Annotated in this window: 17 protein-coding genes; 8 read left to right on the plus strand and 9 right to left on the minus strand. The window is 69.7% G+C overall.

The genetic code is table 11. The annotated features are described in order from the left end of the window. The first annotated feature begins 151 nt into the window (after positions 1-151). Both trxB and trxA read left to right on the plus strand, forming a co-directional pair. Positions 152-1,120 (plus strand): thioredoxin-disulfide reductase, encoded by a 969-nt coding sequence (gene trxB / locus ACIF8T_RS06635; RefSeq protein ID WP_400031868.1) that lies wholly within the window; start codon positions 152-154, stop codon positions 1,118-1,120. A 40-nt stretch (positions 1,121-1,160) separates the two neighbouring features. Next, the gene (gene trxA / locus ACIF8T_RS06640) at positions 1,161-1,493 is read left to right on the plus strand and encodes a thioredoxin (protein ID WP_003991504.1); all 333 of its coding nucleotides are present in this window, start codon (positions 1,161-1,163) and stop codon (positions 1,491-1,493) included. A 96-nt stretch (positions 1,494-1,589) separates the two neighbouring features. On the opposite strand, the gene ACIF8T_RS06645 is transcribed toward trxA, so the two are convergent. From ACIF8T_RS06645 to rpmH, 9 genes are all read right to left on the minus strand, one after another. Continuing rightward, entirely contained in the window at positions 1,590-2,207 is a 618-nt protein-coding gene (locus tag ACIF8T_RS06645; RefSeq protein ID WP_400031870.1) for a GNAT family N-acetyltransferase, read from the minus strand. A 328-nt stretch (positions 2,208-2,535) separates the two neighbouring features. Beyond that, positions 2,536-3,630: a ParB/RepB/Spo0J family partition protein gene (locus ACIF8T_RS06650; RefSeq protein WP_400031872.1), complete on the minus strand. Its 1,095-nt coding sequence runs from the start codon at positions 3,628-3,630 to the stop codon at positions 2,536-2,538. After that, positions 3,627-4,700, minus strand: a complete 1,074-nt coding sequence (locus ACIF8T_RS06655; RefSeq protein ID WP_400032353.1) for a ParA family protein — start codon at positions 4,698-4,700, stop codon at positions 3,627-3,629. The genes ACIF8T_RS06650 and ACIF8T_RS06655 overlap by 4 nt, the downstream gene beginning before the upstream one ends. Before the next feature lie 332 nt (positions 4,701-5,032). Beyond that, complete coding sequence (gene rsmG, locus ACIF8T_RS06660) at positions 5,033-5,752, minus strand: 16S rRNA (guanine(527)-N(7))-methyltransferase RsmG (protein ID WP_400031874.1); 720 nt, start codon at positions 5,750-5,752, stop codon at positions 5,033-5,035. A 123-nt stretch (positions 5,753-5,875) separates the two neighbouring features. Next, positions 5,876-6,388 (minus strand): protein jag, encoded by a 513-nt coding sequence (locus ACIF8T_RS06665; RefSeq protein ID WP_400031876.1) that lies wholly within the window; start codon positions 6,386-6,388, stop codon positions 5,876-5,878. A gap of 15 nt (positions 6,389-6,403) precedes the next feature. Continuing rightward, positions 6,404-7,687, minus strand: coding sequence for a membrane protein insertase YidC (yidC, locus tag ACIF8T_RS06670; RefSeq protein WP_400031878.1), 1,284 nt, complete (start codon positions 7,685-7,687; stop codon positions 6,404-6,406). A gap of 3 nt (positions 7,688-7,690) precedes the next feature. Beyond that, on the minus strand, positions 7,691-8,065 hold the full coding sequence (gene yidD, locus ACIF8T_RS06675) for a membrane protein insertion efficiency factor YidD (RefSeq protein ID WP_400031880.1): 375 nt from the start codon (positions 8,063-8,065) through the stop codon (positions 7,691-7,693). Then, positions 8,062-8,433, minus strand: coding sequence for a ribonuclease P protein component (gene rnpA / locus ACIF8T_RS06680; RefSeq protein WP_400031882.1), 372 nt, complete (start codon positions 8,431-8,433; stop codon positions 8,062-8,064). The genes yidD and rnpA overlap by 4 nt, the downstream gene beginning before the upstream one ends. A 21-nt stretch (positions 8,434-8,454) precedes the next feature. After that, positions 8,455-8,592, minus strand: coding sequence for a 50S ribosomal protein L34 (gene rpmH / locus ACIF8T_RS06685; protein ID WP_003956500.1), 138 nt, complete (start codon positions 8,590-8,592; stop codon positions 8,455-8,457). 408 nt (positions 8,593-9,000) lie between these two features. On the opposite strand from rpmH, the gene dnaA reads away from it, so the two are divergent. The 6 genes from dnaA to gyrB all read left to right on the plus strand — a co-directional run bounded on the left by dnaA (position 9,001) and on the right by gyrB (position 18,604). Beyond that, positions 9,001-10,998, plus strand: coding sequence for a chromosomal replication initiator protein DnaA (dnaA, locus tag ACIF8T_RS06690; RefSeq protein WP_400031884.1), 1,998 nt, complete (start codon positions 9,001-9,003; stop codon positions 10,996-10,998). A 1,126-nt stretch (positions 10,999-12,124) separates the two neighbouring features. Further along, positions 12,125-13,255 carry a DNA polymerase III subunit beta gene (gene dnaN, locus ACIF8T_RS06695; RefSeq protein WP_400031886.1) on the plus strand — a complete coding sequence of 377 codons (1,131 nt, stop codon included), beginning with the start codon at positions 12,125-12,127 and terminating at the stop codon, positions 13,253-13,255. Positions 13,256-13,474: 219 nt separating this feature from the next. After that, positions 13,475-14,350, plus strand: a complete 876-nt coding sequence (gene gnd / locus ACIF8T_RS06700; RefSeq protein WP_400031888.1) for a phosphogluconate dehydrogenase (NAD(+)-dependent, decarboxylating) — start codon at positions 13,475-13,477, stop codon at positions 14,348-14,350. A 34-nt stretch (positions 14,351-14,384) separates the two neighbouring features. Beyond that, positions 14,385-15,506 (plus strand): DNA replication/repair protein RecF, encoded by a 1,122-nt coding sequence (recF, locus tag ACIF8T_RS06705; protein ID WP_400031890.1) that lies wholly within the window; start codon positions 14,385-14,387, stop codon positions 15,504-15,506. Next, entirely contained in the window at positions 15,503-16,096 is a 594-nt protein-coding gene (locus ACIF8T_RS06710) for a DUF721 domain-containing protein (RefSeq protein WP_400031892.1), read from the plus strand. Before recF ends, ACIF8T_RS06710 begins: the two co-directional genes overlap by 4 nt. A gap of 435 nt (positions 16,097-16,531) precedes the next feature. Continuing rightward, complete coding sequence (gene gyrB, locus ACIF8T_RS06715; RefSeq protein ID WP_400031894.1) at positions 16,532-18,604, plus strand: DNA topoisomerase (ATP-hydrolyzing) subunit B; 2,073 nt, start codon at positions 16,532-16,534, stop codon at positions 18,602-18,604. Positions 18,605-18,607: the final 3 nt, after the last annotated feature.

Genomic DNA, 18,607 nt, shown 5'->3' on the forward strand with positions numbered 1-18,607 from the left:
CGCTCCTCCGTGGTGTCCCGTGCGGTGCGGCGGCTCCGTGTGCCCGGACACAGCGGGAATGCGCGCCCCTTAGGATCCGTTGGGTGGGGTGAGAGTTCCGAGAGAAGCTCCCCCGGCCGTACGACGCAGTCCAGAGACGAGGAATCAAGCCGTGAGCGACGTCCGTAACGTGATCATCATCGGCTCCGGGCCCGCCGGCTACACGGCGGCGCTCTACACCGCGCGCGCGTCGCTGAAGCCACTGGTGTTCGAGGGCGCCGTCACCGCCGGCGGTGCGCTGATGAACACCACCGAGGTGGAGAACTTCCCGGGCTTCCGGGACGGCATCATGGGCCCCGACCTCATGGACAACATGCGCGCACAGGCGGAGCGCTTCGGCGCCGAGCTGGTCCCGGACGATGTCGTCGCCGTCGACCTGACCGGTGAGATCAAGACCGTGACGGACACCGCCGGTACGGTCCACCGCGCGAAGGCCGTCATCGTCACCACCGGCTCGCAGCACCGCAAGCTCGGCCTGCCGAACGAGGACGCCCTCTCCGGCCGCGGTGTCTCCTGGTGCGCCACCTGCGACGGCTTCTTCTTCCGGGACCAGGACATCGCCGTCATCGGCGGCGGCGACACCGCGATGGAAGAGGCCACCTTCCTCTCCCGCTTCGCCAAGTCCGTGACCATCGTCCACCGCCGTGACACCCTGCGGGCCTCCAAGGCCATGCAGGAGCGCGCCTTCGCCGACCCGAAGATCAGCTTCGTCTGGGACAGCGAGGTCGCCGAGATCCAGGGCGACCAGAAGCTCTCGGGCCTGAAGCTGCGCAACCTCAAGACCGGTGAGCTCTCCGACCTCCCCGTGACCGGCCTGTTCATCGCGATCGGCCACGACCCGCGCACCGAGCTCTTCAAGGGCCAGCTCGACCTGGACGAGGAGGGCTACCTGAAGGTCGAAGCGCCCTCGACGCGCACGAACCTGACGGGTGTCTTCGGCGCCGGTGACGTGGTCGACCACACCTACCGCCAGGCGATCACCGCGGCCGGCACCGGCTGTGCCGCCGCCCTCGACGCCGAGCGGTTCCTCGCCGCCCTCGCGGACGAGGACCAGGCCGAGCCCGAGAAGACCGCTGTCTGACCCCCATCCGCCTCACGCACAACCAGTTAAGGAGCCCGCCGTGGCCGGCACCCTGAAGAATGTGACCGACGACTCCTTCGAGCAGGACGTCCTCAAGAGCGACAAGCCCGTCCTGGTGGACTTCTGGGCCGCCTGGTGCGGTCCCTGCCGCCAGATCGCCCCGTCCCTCGAGGCGATCGCCGCCGAGTACGGCGACAAGATCGAGGTCGTCAAGCTGAACATCGACGAGAACCCGGGTACGGCCGCCAAGTACGGGGTGATGTCCATCCCGACCCTGAACGTCTACCAGGGTGGCGAGGTCGCCAAGACCATCGTCGGTGCGAAGCCGAAGGCCGCGATCGTGCGCGACCTCGAGGACTTCATCGCCGAGTGAACGGCGGAGCGCCGCACTGACGGCGTGTGTTTCACGTGAAACACGGAAGGGCCGGCCCGGACGGGCCGGCCCTTCCGCACGTGTGGCCGGGCACTGCTAGAGCGGCCTCAGGGCCGGTTCCTTCTGTACGGCTCCCAGCAACCGGTCCAGTGCCATCTCCACGTCTTCCTTCCAGGACAGCGTCGTCCTCAGCTCCAGCCTCAGCCGGGGATGGGCAGGGTGCTGGCGGACCGTCTTGAAGCCCACGGCCAGGAGATGATCGGCGGGCAGGACACACGCGGGTTCCTTCCAGCGGGCATCCCCGAACGCCTCGATCGCCTTGAAGCCACGCCGCAGGAGATCCTTGGCGACCGTCTGGACCATGACTCGGCCCAGTCCCTGCCCCTGGTAGCCCGGCATGATGAACGCGGTCATCAGCTGCACGGCGTCGGGGGAGACGGGGCTCGTGGGGAATGCGGTGGAGCGGGGGACGTAGGCGGGAGGGGCGTAGAGCACGAAACCCACCGGCACATCGTCGACGTAGACCACACGCCCGCAAGAACCCCAGTCCAGCAGGACGGCCGAGATCCAGGCCTCCTTCTCGGCAGCGGAGGTGCCCGCCCTTACCGCTGCCTCGCCACTGACCGGGTCGAGTTCCCAGAAGACACACGAACGGCAGCGCTTGGGAAGGTCCTGAAGGTTGTCCAGCGTGAGCGGTACGAGCCGGCGCCCCATGAAGGCTGTTCCTCGCTTCCTTCGCCCGCCGCATCACGGGCGGCTGTCAGAGCGCTCCGTTCCCTGAGCAGACTGCCGAGGAACCCACCGACCGCGCCCAGCCCCAGGCCTGCGCTCACCAGTCCGGTGCGGCTCATCGATCGCATGGGCCTCTGCCTCCCTCTTCGAGGTCCTGCCAGGTGGATGCGCCATACCCGAACGCATCGTATCCACGATGAGATTCCATCGATACCGCCAAAAAGCAAAGGGCGAGCCGTTTTCCGGTACACACCGGACACGGCCCGCCCTGGCGGCCGCGCGGCGCTGCCCGCGCCGCGTGGCCGACGGATCAGGAGTCCGTCTCCTCCGCGTCGTCCTCATGGAGGGTCTTCTGCAGAACCGGCCCCTCGCCGGGAGCGAGGGTGCTGAGGATCCGCTCCAGGTCCTCCATGGAGGCGAACTCGACGGTGATCTTGCCCTTCTTCTGCCCGAGGTCGACCTTCACCCGGGTCTCGAAGCGATCGGAGAGCCGGGTGGCGAGGTCGGACAGCGCCGGCGACACCCGGCCACCCGCTCGGGGCCCCTTGGGGCGCTGCGTCTTCTGGGGCCGTGATCCCATCAGGGTCACGATCTCTTCTACGGCCCGCACCGAGAGCCCCTCGGCCACGATCCGGTGGGCCAGCCGGTCCTGCTCCTCCGAGTCCTCCACGGACAGCAGGGCCCGCGCATGTCCGGCGGACAGCACCCCGGCTGCCACCCGGCGCTGCACCGCCGGCGAGAGCTTCAGCAGACGCAGGGTGTTGGACACCTGAGGACGGGACCGGCCGATGCGGTCCGCCAGCTGGTCGTGCGTGCAGTTGAAGTCCTTCAGCAGCTGATCGTACGCAGCCGCCTCCTCCAGCGGGTTCAGCTGGGCTCGGTGCAGGTTCTCCAGCAGCGCGTCCAGGAGGAGCTTCTCGTCCTCGGTCGCCCGCACGATCGCCGGGATCGACTCCAGGCCCGCCTCACGGCAGGCCCGCCAGCGCCGCTCGCCCATGATGAGCTCGTAGCGCCCGGCATCCACCTGTCGTACGACGACCGGCTGGAGGAGTCCCACTTCCTTGATGGAGGTGATGAGTTCCTGCAGCGCGTCCTCGTCGAAGACGTCACGCGGCTGGCGCGGGTTCGGCGAGATGGCGTCGAGCGGGATCTCGGCGAAGTGCGCACCGATGGGAGGCGCGGGCGTCGCCGCGACGCCGTTGGCCGGCGGCTCCTCCGTTTCACGTGAAACAGGCGGCAGCGTGGCGACCTTCGCCGCGGCCACTCCGCGGTCCGTCAGCAGCGGCATTCCGGCAGGCGAGGGAGCGGCGCTCCCCGTCGCGGCCGCAGCCACCGTCCTTTCCGTCGGGGCAGCAGGGATCAGCGCGCCGAGACCACGGCCCAGCCCCCTCCGTCGCTCACTCACTGAATCCCCTCCATGCTCGGGTCGTTCTGTTGTGCGCCGATGTGGGCGTGCGTCGCGTCGTAGCTGATGCCGACGCCCCTCAGCGCAATTTCGCGGGCCGCCTCCAGATAGGAGAGAGCACCGCTCGATCCTGGATCGTAGGTCAGCACTGTCTGGCCGTAACTCGGGGCCTCGGAGATACGGACGGAGCGGGGAATGCTCGTTCGCAGCACCTCGTCGCCGAAGTGGGTGCGCACCTCTTCCGCGACCTGGGACGCGAGGCGCGTCCGGCCGTCGTACATGGTGAGCAGGATGGTCGACACGTGCAGTGTGGGGTTGAGGTGCCCCCGCACCAGGTCGACGTTGCGGAGGAGCTGGCCCAGGCCCTCCAGCGCGTAGTACTCGCACTGGATCGGGATCAGGACCTCCTGGCCGGCCACCATCGCGTTGACCGTCAGCAGGCCGAGCGAGGGCGGGCAGTCGATGAGGATGTAGTCCAGTGGCTGCTCGTAGGCCTGGATCGCCCGCTGGAGCCGGCTCTCGCGGGCCACCAGGGACACCAGCTCGATCTCCGCGCCGGCGAGATCGATCGTGGCAGGGGCGCAGAAGAGGCCTTCGACGTCCGGGACCGGCTGCACGACCTCCGAGAGCGGCCTGCTGTCGACCAGCACGTCGTAGATGGACGGGACCTCGGCGTGATGGTCGATGCCGAGTGCTGTGGACGCGTTCCCCTGTGGGTCGAGGTCGATCACCAGGACACGGCCACCGTGCAGCGCCAGCGATGCGGCGAGGTTGACGGTCGTCGTCGTCTTGCCCACACCGCCCTTCTGGTTGGCGACCACGATGATGCGGGTCTGCTCAGGCCGGGGCAGACCCTCACCGGCGCGGCCCAGAGCATCCGCCGCCAGTTGGGCAGCTCGACCGATCGGCGTGTCGTCCATCGGAGGCGGTGTTTCACGTGAAACATCCGCCCCCGTCGACTCGGTACGGGGACCGGGGACCGGATCGGTCATCGGTCCCGCGATGTTGGCGTCGGACCGCAAGGATTCACTCTCCTCGACTTCAGGCTCGCAATGAACAGAGCCTCCCATGCCTCCCGGGTCGTGAACCAGTGAGGCCTGTCGTTCTGTGGAGAAATCCACCTCTGTGGACAACTCCGCGACCCCCGAGAGGGATGGAACGTCTGCGGGAACAGGCCTCTCGCCGAGAGAACCGAGGGGCTTGCGGTCGCGGGGTTCGGCCACAGCGCGGCCGCGGTTGATGATGCCGTGCAGCAGGGAGCGACGTTTCACGTGAAACACGATGCACAGCCGCCGCGACCGAACTGTCCCGACACTCCGGCATGCACAGCTTGGGATGCTTATGTGGAGTACGTCTCGTCGTCAGGACGGATCAGGCCTGTCCGCCGCGTCCGCTCGGCGGCTCACCCGCGGCGACGGCGTGTCCGACCGGTACGCGCCGCCTTGGCCCGCTTGGCCGCGAAGCGCACGCCGCCGGGGCTCTCGCCGACCTCCACCCGGACCACCGTGGACATCGGGTCCACGATCCCCTCGCCGACGTGCACGACCGAGGTTCCCACGGCGCCCAGTTTGCTCAGCGCCGTGGCCGCGCTCTTGAGCTCCTCCTCGGCGGTGTCGCCCTTGAGCGCGAGCATCTCCCCGTAGGGCCGGAGCAGGGGGATGCCCCAGGTGGCGAGGCGGTCGAGCGGAGCGACGGCGCGTGCCGTCACCACGTGGACCGGCGGGATCTTGCCCATGACCTCTTCGGCCCGGCCGCGGACGACCGTCACGTGGTCCAGCCCCAGCAGCTCGACGACCTCGGTCAGGAAGGTGGTGCGCCGCAGCAGCGGCTCCAGCAGCGTGATCTTCAGGTCCTCGCGGACCAGGGCGAGCGGAATGCCCGGCAGGCCGGCGCCGGAGCCCACGTCGCACACGGTCACGCCCTCGGGCACGACCTCCGAGAGCACCGCGCAGTTCAGCAGGTGCCGCTCCCACAGCCGGGGAACCTCACGCGGGCCGATCAGGCCGCGCTGCACACCCGCCTCAGCGAGCAGCTCCGCGTAGCGGACCGCGTCGGCGAACCGATCGCCGAAGACCTCGCGTGCCTGCTCGGGCGCGGGGGGAAGCTCCGCTGCCTCCGTCACGGGGGACCGTCCTTCCGTACACCGGCGCACCGGGCGCCGACATCAGAACCACCAGAACTATCAGGCTGACAAAGTTCGGCCCCGTCTGCGCAACAGACGGGGCCGGGGAGACGTACGAGCCGATCAGGCGGGGAGCACGACGACGAAGCGCTGCGGCTCCTCGCCCTCGGACTCGCTGCGCAGGCCGGCGGCCTTGACCGCGTCGTGCACGACCTTGCGCTCGAACGGCGTCATGGGCTTCAGCCGCACGGGCTCGCCGCTGCTCTTGGCCTCCGCGGCGGCCTTGGCGCCCAGCTCGGAGAGCTCGGTGCGCTTGCGGGCGCGGTAGCCGGCGATGTCCAGCATCAGGCGGCTGCGGTCCCCGGTCTCCCGGTGCACGGCCAGGCGCGTGAGCTCCTGGAGGGCCTCCAGCACCTCACCGTCCCGGCCGACCAGCTTCTGCAGGTCGCGGCTGCCGGTGTCGCTGATGATCGAGACGGCGGCGCGGTCCGCCTCGACGTCCATGTCGATGTCGCCGTCGAGGTCGGCGATGTCGAGCAGACCCTCCAGGTAGTCCGCCGCGATCTCACCCTCCTGCTCCAGGCGGGTCAGGGTGTCTGCACCCTCGGCAGCGGCGGAGGTGGTGCCTTCCGTCACGGGATGGACTCCTTCTTACTTCTTGGACGGGGACTTGGGCCGCTGCGGCCCCTTGCGCTGGCCGGACTGGGCCTTGCTCCGGGTGGCGGTACCGGGCTTGGCGGCGGCCTTCTTGGCAGCGGCGGCGGGCTTGGCGTCCTCGGACACGGCGTCCTCGGGCTCGTCCTTGATCAGCGACGTCTTCGGCTCGGACTCACCGGCCGTCTTCGACTGCCGCTGGGCCTTGGTCTGCCGCTTGGGCTGCTGGCGCTTGGGGACGGCGGCGGCGGTGGTCGGCGTACCGTCCTCGGTCTGGACGGCGACGGCGGACTCGCTCTTGATCACGGTGCCGTCGGGCTGGGCGGCCAGGCCCGCCTTGTTCAGACCGTTGATGAACTTGCGCTCGTGCTCGTTGCGGTCCCGGCCCTTGGCCACGATGGCCTTGATGATGACCTTGTCCCGGCGCCGCGTGACCTTGCCCCGGTGCGTGACGTGCTTGTGCAGGCGCTCCAGGTAGGAGGCCTGGGCCTTGGAGCCCGGGGTCGGGTTGTTGTGGATGACGTACATCTGCTGGCCCATGGTCCACACGTTGGTGGTCAGCCAGTAGACGAGGACACCGACCGGGAAGTTGATGCCGAAGACGGCGAAGATGACCGGGAAGACGTACATCAGCATCTTCTGCTGCTGCATGAACGGCGTCTTCACCGAGGTGTCGACGTTCTTCGTCATCAGCTGGCGCTGCGTGTAGAACTGCGACAGCGACATCAGGACGATCATGATCGCGGTGACGACCCGCACGTCGGTCAGGGAGGAGTTGAGCGCCTCGACCTTGTCCGAGCTGTCCGTGAACTTCGCCGCGAGCGGGGCGCCGAAGATGTGCGCCTTCTGCGCGCTCTCCAGCAGGCTCTTGTTGATCACGCCGATGGTGTCGTTCGACGCGATGCTGTTGAGCACGTGGTAGAGGGCGAAGAAGAACGGGGACTGCGCCAGGATGGGAAGGCACGAGGAGAGCGGGTTGGTGCCCGTCTCCTTGTACAGCTTCATCATCTCTTCGGACTGGCGCTGCCGGTCGTTCTTGTAACGCTCCTGGATCTTCTTCATCTCCGGCTGGAGCGTCTGCATGGCCCGCGTCGCCTTGATCTGCTTCACGAAGAGCGGGATCAGGCAGATCCGGATCAGGATCACCAGGGACACGATGGACAGGCCCCAGGCCCAGCCGGTGTCGGGCCCGAAGAGGGCGCCGTACACCTTGTGGAACTGGACGATGACCCAGGAGACAGGTGTTGTGATGAAGCTGAAGAGGCTGGCAATCGTGTCCACTAATCATGCTCCTTGGGCATGGGACGAGGTCTCTGCGGCCGGGCTCGAAGGAGTCGACGGACTCGTGCGAGAAGTCTGTCCCCCGGTGGCCGGTTCGGCGGCGGAGGGCCCGCCCCTGCGTGCACGCCAGGCGTTACGCAGCATTTCGTGCCACCGCGGGCGCTTGCGCGGCGGGACGTGGTCCACACCGCCCGGCGACCACGGATTGCACCGCAGGATGCGCCAGGCCGTGAGTGCCGTTCCCTTGAGGGCACCGTGCCGGTCGATGGCCGTGTAGCCGTAGTGGGAACACGACGGGTAGTACTTGCACACCGGCCCCAGCAGCGGACTGATCGTCCACTGGTAGAGCTTGATCAGAGCCAGCAGCGGGTACTTCATCGCGCGCCCCCTCCCAGCAGCCGCTGGACTGCGGCATCCAGGTCTCGGGCCAGCTGTGCGTGGTCGGCGTCACCCGCACCGGGCAGCGCTCGTACGACTACCAGGCTACCGGGGGGAAACAGGTCGACTCGGTCGCGCAGGAGGTGACGCAGTCGGCGCTTCACCTTGTTGCGCACGACCGCGCCGCCCACGGCTTTGCTCACGACGAAACCCGCACGCGTCGGGGGAGCGCTCTCCCCAGGCGCATGCGGGTCCGTGGCACCGCTACGAAGGTGGACGACGAGCGTCGGGCGTCCTGCCCGGCGGCCTCGTCGTACCGCGGTCGCGAAGTCCTCGCGCCGCCTCAGCCGGTTCTCGGTGGGCAGCACGACGTCATGACCTGACCGGGATCAGGCGGACAGACGGGCGCGACCCTTGCTACGGCGGGACGCGAGAATCGCGCGGCCGGCACGGGTGCGCATACGCAGCCGGAAGCCGTGGGTCTTCGCGCGACGACGGTTGTTCGGCTGGAAGGTGCGCTTGCTCACTCGGGGGCTCCAGAAAAGAATCGGGGTTGGCGGGGTGCCGTCCTGGCTGTCACCGTGCGCCCACGAGTAGCTCGCGTTACGCCCGAGTGCACCGCTGTCCGATCACCTTTGACGCGATCTTGTGCCCATCGGAGGCAGGCGGCAGCAGCCATCGACAACTCGACCTGGTTACGGTACGCGCGGCTGCGCCATTCGGTCAAACCAGGGGTCCTGGGGAGACACTATCCACAGGCTGGGGACAACAACTTGAACCGTGGCCGTCGCCCTGACTACCGTGACTGGACTCCGATTCGTTCCCTTGTCCCCGCACCACCCGATTTACATCCCGACCCGTCCACGAACCACACGTTCGAGTGGACCTGTGAGAGAGCGTGCCCTGTGGCTGACGTACCTGCCGATCTTGCCGCAGTGTGGCCACGCGTACTGGAGCAGCTCCTCGGGGAGGGCCGCGGCCAGGGTGTGGAGGCGAAGGACGAGCGCTGGATCAGGCGCTGCCAGCCGCTCGCGCTGGTCGCCGACACCGCGCTGCTCGCCGTGCCGAACGAGTTCGCGAAGGGGGTCCTGGAGGGGCGTCTCGCGCCGGTCGTCAGCGAGACGCTGAGCCGCGAGTGCGGCCGCCCGATCCGCATCGCGATCACCGTCGACGACTCCGTCGGCGAGTCCCCGGCCCCGCCGGCGCCCTCCGCCCGCCCGCAGCCGCGCTACGAGGAGCCCGAGCTGCCCTCCGCCGGCCAGGGCAGGGACGGCTACGACCAGGACGGGTACCACCGCGAGGGCTACCAGCGGGACGCCTACGACCAGGACGGGTACGCCCAGGGCCGCGACGGCTACGGCCGGCACCGCGCCGACCAGCACCCCGGCGGCGAGCAGCAGTCCCCGTCCGGCCGCCCGGACCAGCTCCCCAACGCCCGCCCGGCCTACCCCTCGGAGTACCAGCGCCCCGAGCCGGGCGCCTGGCCGCGGCCGTCCCAGGAGGACTACGGCTGGCAGCAGCAGCGCCTCGGTTTCCCGGAGCGGGACCCGTACGCCTCGCCTCCGCAGGACGCGTACGGCTCGCAGGAGGGGTACGGCGGGCAGGACGCGTACGGCTCGTCGCCCAAGGACGCCTACGGCTCCCCGGACTCCTACGGGCCGCCGCAGGACTACCGCCCGCAGGCGATGGAGCGTCCGCCGTACGACCAGGCGCGCCCCGACTACGACACGCCGCGCCCCGACTACGACCAGCGCGACCCGGTCCGGCGCGAGCTGCCGAACCCGCCGGCCGGCTCCGGCCACGTGCACCGCGGCGGCCCGGTCGGGCCGAACCTGCCCACCACGGGCGCGCCCGGGCCGCTGGCCGCGCAGCCCGCGCCGGCGACCGGCCCCGGTGAGCCGACCGCGCGGCTGAACCCGAAGTACCTCTTCGACACGTTCGTCATCGGCGCGTCGAACCGCTTCGCGCACGCGGCCGCGGTCGCCGTCGCCGAGGCGCCCGCGAAGGCCTACAACCCGCTGTTCATCTACGGGGAGTCCGGGCTGGGCAAGACGCACCTGCTGCACGCGATCGGGCACTACGCGCGGAGCCTGTACCCGGGCACGCGCGTGCGGTACGTGAGCTCGGAGGAGTTCACCAACGAGTTCATCAACTCCATCCGCGACGGCAAGGGCGACAGCTTCCGCAAGCGCTACCGCGAGATGGACATCCTGCTCGTCGACGACATCCAGTTCCTGGCGGACAAGGAGTCGACGCAGGAGGAGTTCTTCCACACCTTCAACACGCTGCACAACGCCAACAAGCAGATCGTGCTGTCCTCCGACCGGCCGCCCCGGCAGCTGGTGACGCTGGAGGACCGGCTGCGGAACCGTTTCGAGTGGGGTCTGACCACCGACGTCCAGCCGCCCGAGCTGGAGACGCGCATCGCGATCCTGCGCAAGAAGGCGGTCCAGGAGCAGCTGAACGCCCCGCCGGAGGTGCTGGAGTTCATCGCCTCCCGGATCTCGCGCAACATCCGCGAGCTGGAGGGCGCGCTGATCCGGGTGACGGCGTTCGCGTCGCTCAACCGGCAGCCGGTGGACCTGGGCCTGACCGAGATCGTCCTCAAGGACCTGATCCCCGGCGGCGACGACTCGGCGCCGGAGATCACCTCGACGGCCATCATGAGCGCGACCGCCGACTACTTCGGGCTGACGGTCGAGGACCTGTGCGGCACCTCGCGCGGGCGCGCGCTGGTGACGGCCCGGCAGATCGCCATGTACCTGTGCCGCGAGCTGACGGACCTGTCGCTGCCGAAGATCGGCGCGCTGTTCGGCGGCCGCGACCACACGACGGTCATGCACGCCGACCGCAAGATCCGCAATCTGATGGCCGAGCGGCGCTCGATCTACAACCAGGTCACCGAGCTGACCAACCGGATCAAGAACGGCTGACGGCCGACGGCCGTGCCGGTCCGTACGCCGCTGAGGGCGCCCGGGGAGTCCGTCCCCGGGCGCCCTCAGCCGTGCGGGTACGGGCGAGGCGGCCGCACGGCTGAGGACGACGGGCGAGGCGGAGGGCCTCGGGGAACCTCCCTCTCCGGGCGGGCCGGAGGTCCGGAAGGCCGTGCGGGACGGGGCGCCCTGCGGGACGGACAGGCCGGCCACAGGGCGCCCCGGGGCCGGCCGAGAGGCCCCTTCGCAGCCGCCGGCGCCGCCCCCGCAGGCCTCCTGGCGCCCGCAATCCCCACGCATCCCGGGCTACGCGCCCGTCCCGTGGCGCACGCGCGTGCCCCTCGCTGTTCGAACAGCGGCCAGGTCACGGCCGTTCTCCACAGATTCGGCGACTTTTTCCCGTCCACATCCTGGGGACCGCGGAGTTGTCCCGATCTTGTCCACAGCGTGAGGCGACGCTACGCCAACAGGGCAGGTCAGGCCGCTGTGGATTCGTGGACGAACACTCTCCACAGCCTGTGGACAACTTTTCCGCCCCTGGCCCGCGCACCGGGTTGTCCACGGCCGGCCCACAGGCTATGGCCGGTTGTCCCCAGCGATCACCGACTTCTCCACATCCCTGTCCACTGTTCGGCAACGCGACGCACGTCCTCACCCCGTCGAGTGAAAGGCGTCACATCGAGGTGCTGGATTGGCCTGTGGGAAAGACGGGTAAACCTGGGGACGGCGCTGGGGAGAACTCGCCCCGACCTGTGCACGGGGTGTGCAGAACTTTCCGTTCTCCACAGCGACCCCTGGTTGTCCACGGCCGCCACCCACAGGCCCCGTGGACAAAATTTCCGCGCTGAGCTGGGCAAACGTGGTTATCCACGGTATCCACAGGCCCTACTACTACGTCCGACTAGAGAGAGCGCGGAAAACGTCTGGAAGCGGGTCCTGTGCACAACTCGGCGCATCGGGCCCGACTGCCCCTCGTCGCGACTTGACCCCGACGGGCACCTACTGTCAGTGCGGTGCGTCAGACTGGTTCCCGGTGTCCTTCCCCACCCTGGGGACGGCGACACCGAGTCAGACGACGAAGGCGAAGCAGGGCGCGAACGCCGGCAACAGCAGGAGGCGGCTTACGGTGAAGATCCGGGTGGAACGCGACGTACTCGCGGAGGCAGTGGCCTGGGCGGCGCGCAGCCTCCCGGCCCGTCCGCCGGCGCCGGTCCTCGCCGGCCTGCTGCTGAAGGCCGAGGACGGCCAGCTGAGCCTGTCCAGCTTCGACTACGAGGTCTCCGCGCGGGTGTCGGTGGAGGCGGAGGTCGAGGAGGAGGGCACGGTCCTGGTCTCCGGCCGCCTGCTCGCCGACATCTCCCGCGCCCTCCCCAACCGGCCGGTGGAGATTTCCACAGACGGTGTACGGGCGACGGTGGTGTGCGGCTCCTCGCGGTTCACCCTCCACACCCTTCCGGTGGAGGAGTACCCGGCGCTGCCGCAGATGCCGAACGCCACGGGCACGGTCCCGGGCGAGGTCTTCTCCTCCGCCGTGCAGCAGGTCGCCATCGCCGCCGGGCGCGACGACACGCTGCCCGTCCTCACCGGTGTCCGCATCGAGATCGAGGGCGACACGGTCACGCTGGCCTCCACCGACCGCTACCGCTTCGCGGTCCGCGAGTTCCTGTGGAAGCCGGAGAACCCGGACGCCTCCGCGGTCGCCCTGGTGCCCGCCAAGACGCTCCTGGACACCGCCAAGTCGCTGGGTGCCGGTGACAGCGTCACGCTGGCGCTGTCCGGTTCCGGGGCGGGCGAGGGCCTGATCGGCTTCGAGGGCGCCGGGCGCCGCACGACCACGCGGCTGCTGGAGGGCGACCTCCCGAAGTACCGCACGCTGTTCCCGACGGAGTTCAACAGCATCGCCGTCATCGAGACCGCCCCCTTCGTGGAGGCCGTCAAGCGCGTGGCCCTGGTCGCCGAGCGGAACACCCCGGTGCGGCTCAGCTTCGAGCAGGGCGTGCTGATCCTGGAAGCCGGCTCCAGCGACGACGCACAGGCTGTGGAAAGGGTCGACGCCCAGCTGGACGGCGACGACATCTCGATCGCCTTCAACCCGACGTTCCTGCTGGACGGTCTGAGCGCCATCGACTCCCCGGTCGCCCAGCTGTCCTTCACGACCTCCACGAAGCCGGCGCTGCTGAGCGGCCGGCCCGCGGTGGACGCCGAGGCGGACGAGGCGTACAAGTACCTGATCATGCCGGTGCGGCTCAGCGGCTGATCCCGGTCGCGGGCGTCCCCGGCGGCCGCGTGCCGTCGGGGTTGTCCACAGGGTGAGGACAAAGGCCCAGGTGAGGGCGTGCGTCTGAGCGCGTATGCCCACAGATGTGCGTGACCGTCCGGGTTTAGGCTCGGACGCGAAGACGGAAGTGCCGCGGCACGCAGGTGCCCGGCACGGACGTACCGCCACGCCACGTCGCACACCTAAGGAACACAACTGATGGAGCTCGGTCTCGTCGGCCTCGGCAAGATGGGCGGCAACATGCGCGAGCGGATCCGCCGCGCCGGCCACACCGTCATCGGATTCGACCGCAACCCGGACCTCGCCGACGTCCACAGCCTGGAAGAGCTGGTGGGCAAGCTCAAGGGCCCGCGGGTGGTCTGGGTGATGGTCCCGGCCGGCGAGCCCACGCAGTCCACCATCGACGAGCTCGCCGAGCTGCTGGAGCCCGGCGACGTCGTCGTGGACGGCGGCAACAGCCGCTGGACCGACGACGAGAAGCACGCCGCGGAGCTGGCAGCCAAGGGCATAGGCTTCGTCGACTGCGGAGTCTCCGGCGGTGTGTGGGGCCTGGAGAACGGCTACGCGCTGATGTACGGCGGCGACCCCGAGAACGTCGCCAAGGTGCAGCCGGTCTTCGACGCCCTGAAGCCGGCGGGCGAGTTCGGCTCGGTGCACGCCGGCAAGGTCGGCGCGGGCCACTTCGCCAAGATGGTCCACAACGGCATCGAGTACGCGATGATGCAGGCCTACGCCGAGGGCTGGGAGCTGCTGGAGAAGGTCGACTCCGTGGAGAACGTCCGCGAGGTCTTCCGCTCCTGGCAGGAGGGCACGGTCATCCGCTCCTGGCTGCTGGACCTCGCGGTGAACGCCCTCGACGAGGACGAGCACCTGGCGGGGCTCCGGGGCTACGCCCAGGACTCCGGTGAGGGACGCTGGACGGTGGAGGCCGCGATCGACAACGCGGTGCCGCTGCCCGCGATCACCGCGTCGCTGTTCGCGCGGTTCGCCTCCCGTCAGGAGGACTCGCCGCAGATGAAGATGATCGCGGCGCTGCGCAACCAGTTCGGCGGCCACGCGGTCGAGAAGAAGTAGCACCACCGAAGGTCTGGAGGTCGGCGAAACGACCATGCACGTCACGCATCTGTCGCTGGCCGACTTCCGCTCCTATCCCCGGGTCGAGGTCCCGCTCGACCCGGGGGTGACGGCCTTCGTCGGCCCCAACGGGCAGGGCAAGACGAACCTGGTCGAGGCGGTCGGCTACCTCGCCACCCTCGGCAGCCACCGGGTCTCCTCCGACGCCCCGCTGGTCCGCATGGGCGCCGACCGCGCGATCGTGCGGGCCCAGGTCCGCCAGGGCGACCGGCAGCAGCTGGTCGAGTTGGAACTGAACCCGGGCCGCGCCAACCGCGCCCGCATCAACCGGTCCTCGCAGGTCAGGCCCCGGGACATCCTCGGCATCGTCCGCACGGTCCTCTTCGCGCCGGAGGACCTCGCCCTGGTCAAGGGCGACCCCGGGGAGCGGCGCCGCTTCCTCGACGAGCTGATCACCGCGCGCTCCCCGCGCATGGCCGGGGTCCGCTCCGACTACGAGCGGGTCCTCAAGCAGCGCAACACCCTGCTGAAGTCCGCCGCGCTGGCCCGCCGGCACGGCGGCCGCACCATGGACCTGTCCACCCTCGACGTCTGGGACCAGCACCTCGCGCGCGCGGGCGCCGAACTGCTCGCCCAGCGCCTGGACCTGATCGCGGAGCTCCAGCCGCTGGCCGACAAGGCCTACGAGCAGCTGGCGCCCGGCGGCGGCCCGGTCGCGCTGGAGTACCGGCCGTCCGCGCCCGGTGAGGCGCACACCCGCGAGGACCTCTGCACGCAGCTGACGGCCGCGCTCGCCGACGTCCGCAAGCAGGAGATCGAGCGGGGCGTCACCCTCGTCGGCCCCCACCGGGACGACCTGCTGCTCAAACTCGGCCGGCTGCCCGCCAAGGGATACGCCTCCCACGGCGAGTCCTGGTCGTACGCGCTGGCCCTGCGCCTGGCCTCGTACGACCTGCTGCGCGCCGAGGGGAACGAGCCGGTGCTCGTCCTCGACGACGTCTTCGCCGAGCTGGACGCCCGCCGCCGCGAGCGGCTGGCCGAACTGGTCGCGCCCGGCGAGCAGGTCCTGGTGACCGCCGCGGTCGACGACGACGTGCCGCACGTGCTGGCCGGGGCGCGGTTCGCGGTGTCCGAGGGGACGGTGGAGCGCGTATGAGCGAGAACACACCCGAGCGCGCGCCCGGCATGCCGCCCCGCCCCGCACCGGCCGGCCGGAGCGCGCCCGGTGTTCCCGGGACGCCGCGCGAGCCCTCCGGTGTCGACCTCGCGCGCGTGGCGCTGCGCGCGGCGAAGGAGGCGGCACGCGCGCGTGGCGAGGCGGCGCAGCAGAAGAAGCAGGCGCGGCGCGGCGGCGGGCTGCGCTCCGGCGCGCACGCCGACCGCCGCGATCCCATGGCGCTCGGCGCCGCCATCAACCGGCTCATCAGCGAGCGGGGCTGGGAGGCCCCGGCCGCCGTGGGCGGTGTCATGGGGCGCTGGCCGCAGATCGTCGGCGAGGACGTGGCCAAGCACTGCGTGCCGGAGCGGTACGACGAGGACGAGCGCGTCCTGGCCGTGCGCTGCGACTCCACGGCCTGGGCGACCAACCTGCGCCTGCTCGCGCCCACGCTGGTCGCGCGCCTCAACGAGGACCTCGGCCACGGCACGGTCCGGCTGATCAAGGTGAACGGGCCCGGCGGCCCGGCCCGCCGCTACGGCCCGCTGCGCGCCCCGGGCAGCACGGGCCCCGGCGACACCTACGGATGATCCGAACGAGGGCCGCGGCACCGTTGTCCACAGCTGTGGACAACGGGTGACAGACATCACATCGGACAGCGCACCGACGGGCGCCGACGGTCCTCCGGGACCGCCGGCGCCCTTCCTGTCGTACCACCGCACACGGTTGCGAATCGGGACCTGACTCGTAAGTAGCAAAGGGTTGACACCCGGAAGCGCTGGGTGCCTCCGTGAGCCTCTTGGAGCCCCCATCCAGATATCGGGAGTCGGCCGAGCACGGTTCAGGGCGGCACATGAGGACTCAGGTACCGGCAAACCCCCATCACTGTCAGTGCTACCGGTAGACTGGAGGAGAATCCCGCCCCGAACGTGGGGACCGCCCGGGAAACGCTGAGCAACGCTGATCAAGGCTTACCAACGCACCATGCCGCAGCCGCTCCGGCAACCCGCCGACGAGCCCGGCTCGTGCTGTGCCAGAAAGGGCGCTTCGTGGCCGATTCCGGCAACCCCAACGAGAACATTCAGTCCACCGAGGCCGTGGCGGACGCCGCCGAGGCCTCTGTCACGGCGTCCTACGACGCCAGTGCCATCACCGTCCTCGAGGGTCTGGACGCGGTCCGCAAGCGACCCGGCATGTACATCGGCTCGACCGGTGAGCGCGGCCTGCACCACCTCGTGTACGAGGTGGTGGACAACTCCGTCGACGAGGCGCTGGCCGGTCACGCGGACACGATCGACGTGACGATCCTCGCCGACGGCGGCGTGCGCGTCGTCGACAACGGCCGTGGCATCCCCGTGGGCATCGTGCCCTCGGAGGGCAAGCCGGCCGTCGAGGTCGTGCTGACGGTGCTGCACGCGGGCGGCAAGTTCGGCGGCGGCGGCTACGCGGTCTCCGGCGGTCTGCACGGCGTCGGCGTCTCGGTCGTGAACGCCCTGTCCAGCAAGGTCTCCGTCGAGGTCAGGACGGACGGCCACCGCTGGACGCAGGACTACAAGATGGGCGTCCCGACCGCTCCCCTCGCCCGGCACGAGGCCACCGACGAGACCGGCACCTCGGTCACCTTCTGGGCCGACGGCGACATCTTCGAGACCACCGAGTACTCGTTCGAGACCCTGTCGCGGCGCTTCCAGGAGATGGCGTTCCTGAACAAGGGACTGACCATCAGGCTCACCGACGAGCGCGAGTCGGCGAAGGCCACGGCCGGCGCGGACGAGGCGGGCGCGGACGAGAAGGACGAGCCGAAGACCGTCACGTACCACTACGAGGGCGGCATCGTCGACTTCGTGAAGTACCTCAACTCCCGCAAGGGAGACGTGGTGCACCCCACCGTCATCGACCTGGAGGCGGAGGACAAGGACAAGAGCCTGTCCCTCGAGGTCGCGATGCAGTGGAACAGCGGCTACAGCGAGGGTGTCTACTCCTTCGCCAACATCATCCACACCCACGAGGGCGGCACCCACGAAGAGGGCTTCCGCGCGGCGCTGACGAACCTGATCAACAAGTACGCGCGCGACAGGAAGCTGCTCCGCGAGAAGGACGACAACCTCACGGGCGACGACATCCGCGAGGGCCTGACCGCGATCATCTCGGTCAAGCTCAGCGAGCCGCAGTTCGAGGGCCAGACCAAGACCAAGCTGGGCAACACGGAGGCGAAGACCTTCGTCCAGAAGGCGGTCTACGAGCACCTCAACGACTGGCTGGACCGCAACCCGAACGAGGCCGCGGACATCGTCCGCAAGGGCATCCAGGCGGCCACCGCGCGCGTGGCGGCCCGCAAGGCGCGTGACCTGACCCGCCGCAAGGGCCTGCTGGAGACGGCGTCGCTGCCGGGCAAGCTGGCCGACTGCCAGTCCAACGACCCGGTCAAGTGCGAGATCTTCATCGTCGAGGGCGACTCCGCCGGCGGCTCGGCCAAGTCCGGCCGCAACCCGGAGTACCAGGCGATCCTCCCGATCCGGGGCAAGATCCTCAACGTCGAGAAGGCGCGGATCGACAAGATCCTGCAGAACCAGGAGATCCAGGCGCTGATCTCGGCCTTCGGCACCGGGGTCCACGAGGACTTCGACATCGAGAAGCTGCGCTATCACAAGATCATCCTGATGGCGGACGCCGACGTCGACGGCCAGCACATCAACACGCTGCTGCTGACCTTCCTGTTCCGCTTCATGCGGCCGCTGGTCGAGGCGGGCCACGTGTTCCTGTCCCGTCCCCCGCTCTACAAGATCAAGTGGGGCCGGGAGGACGTCGAGTACGCGTACTCCGACCGCGAGCGCGACGCGCTGATCGAGATGGGCCGCCAGCGCGGCAAGCGCATCCGCGAGGACTCGATCCAGCGCTTCAAGGGTCTCGGCGAGATGAACGCCGAGGAGCTGCGCGTGACGACCATGGACCAGGAGCACCGCGTCCTCGGCCAGGTCACCCTCGACGACGCCGCCCAGGCCGACGAGCTGTTCTCGGTCCTCATGGGCGAGGACGTCGAGGCCCGCCGCGCGTTCATCCAGCGCAACGCCAAGGACGTCCGCTTCCTCGACATCTGAGTC

Source organism: Streptomyces sp. NPDC085946, assembly GCF_044540485.1.
Classification (GTDB): Bacteria; Actinomycetota; Actinomycetes; order Streptomycetales; family Streptomycetaceae; genus Streptomyces.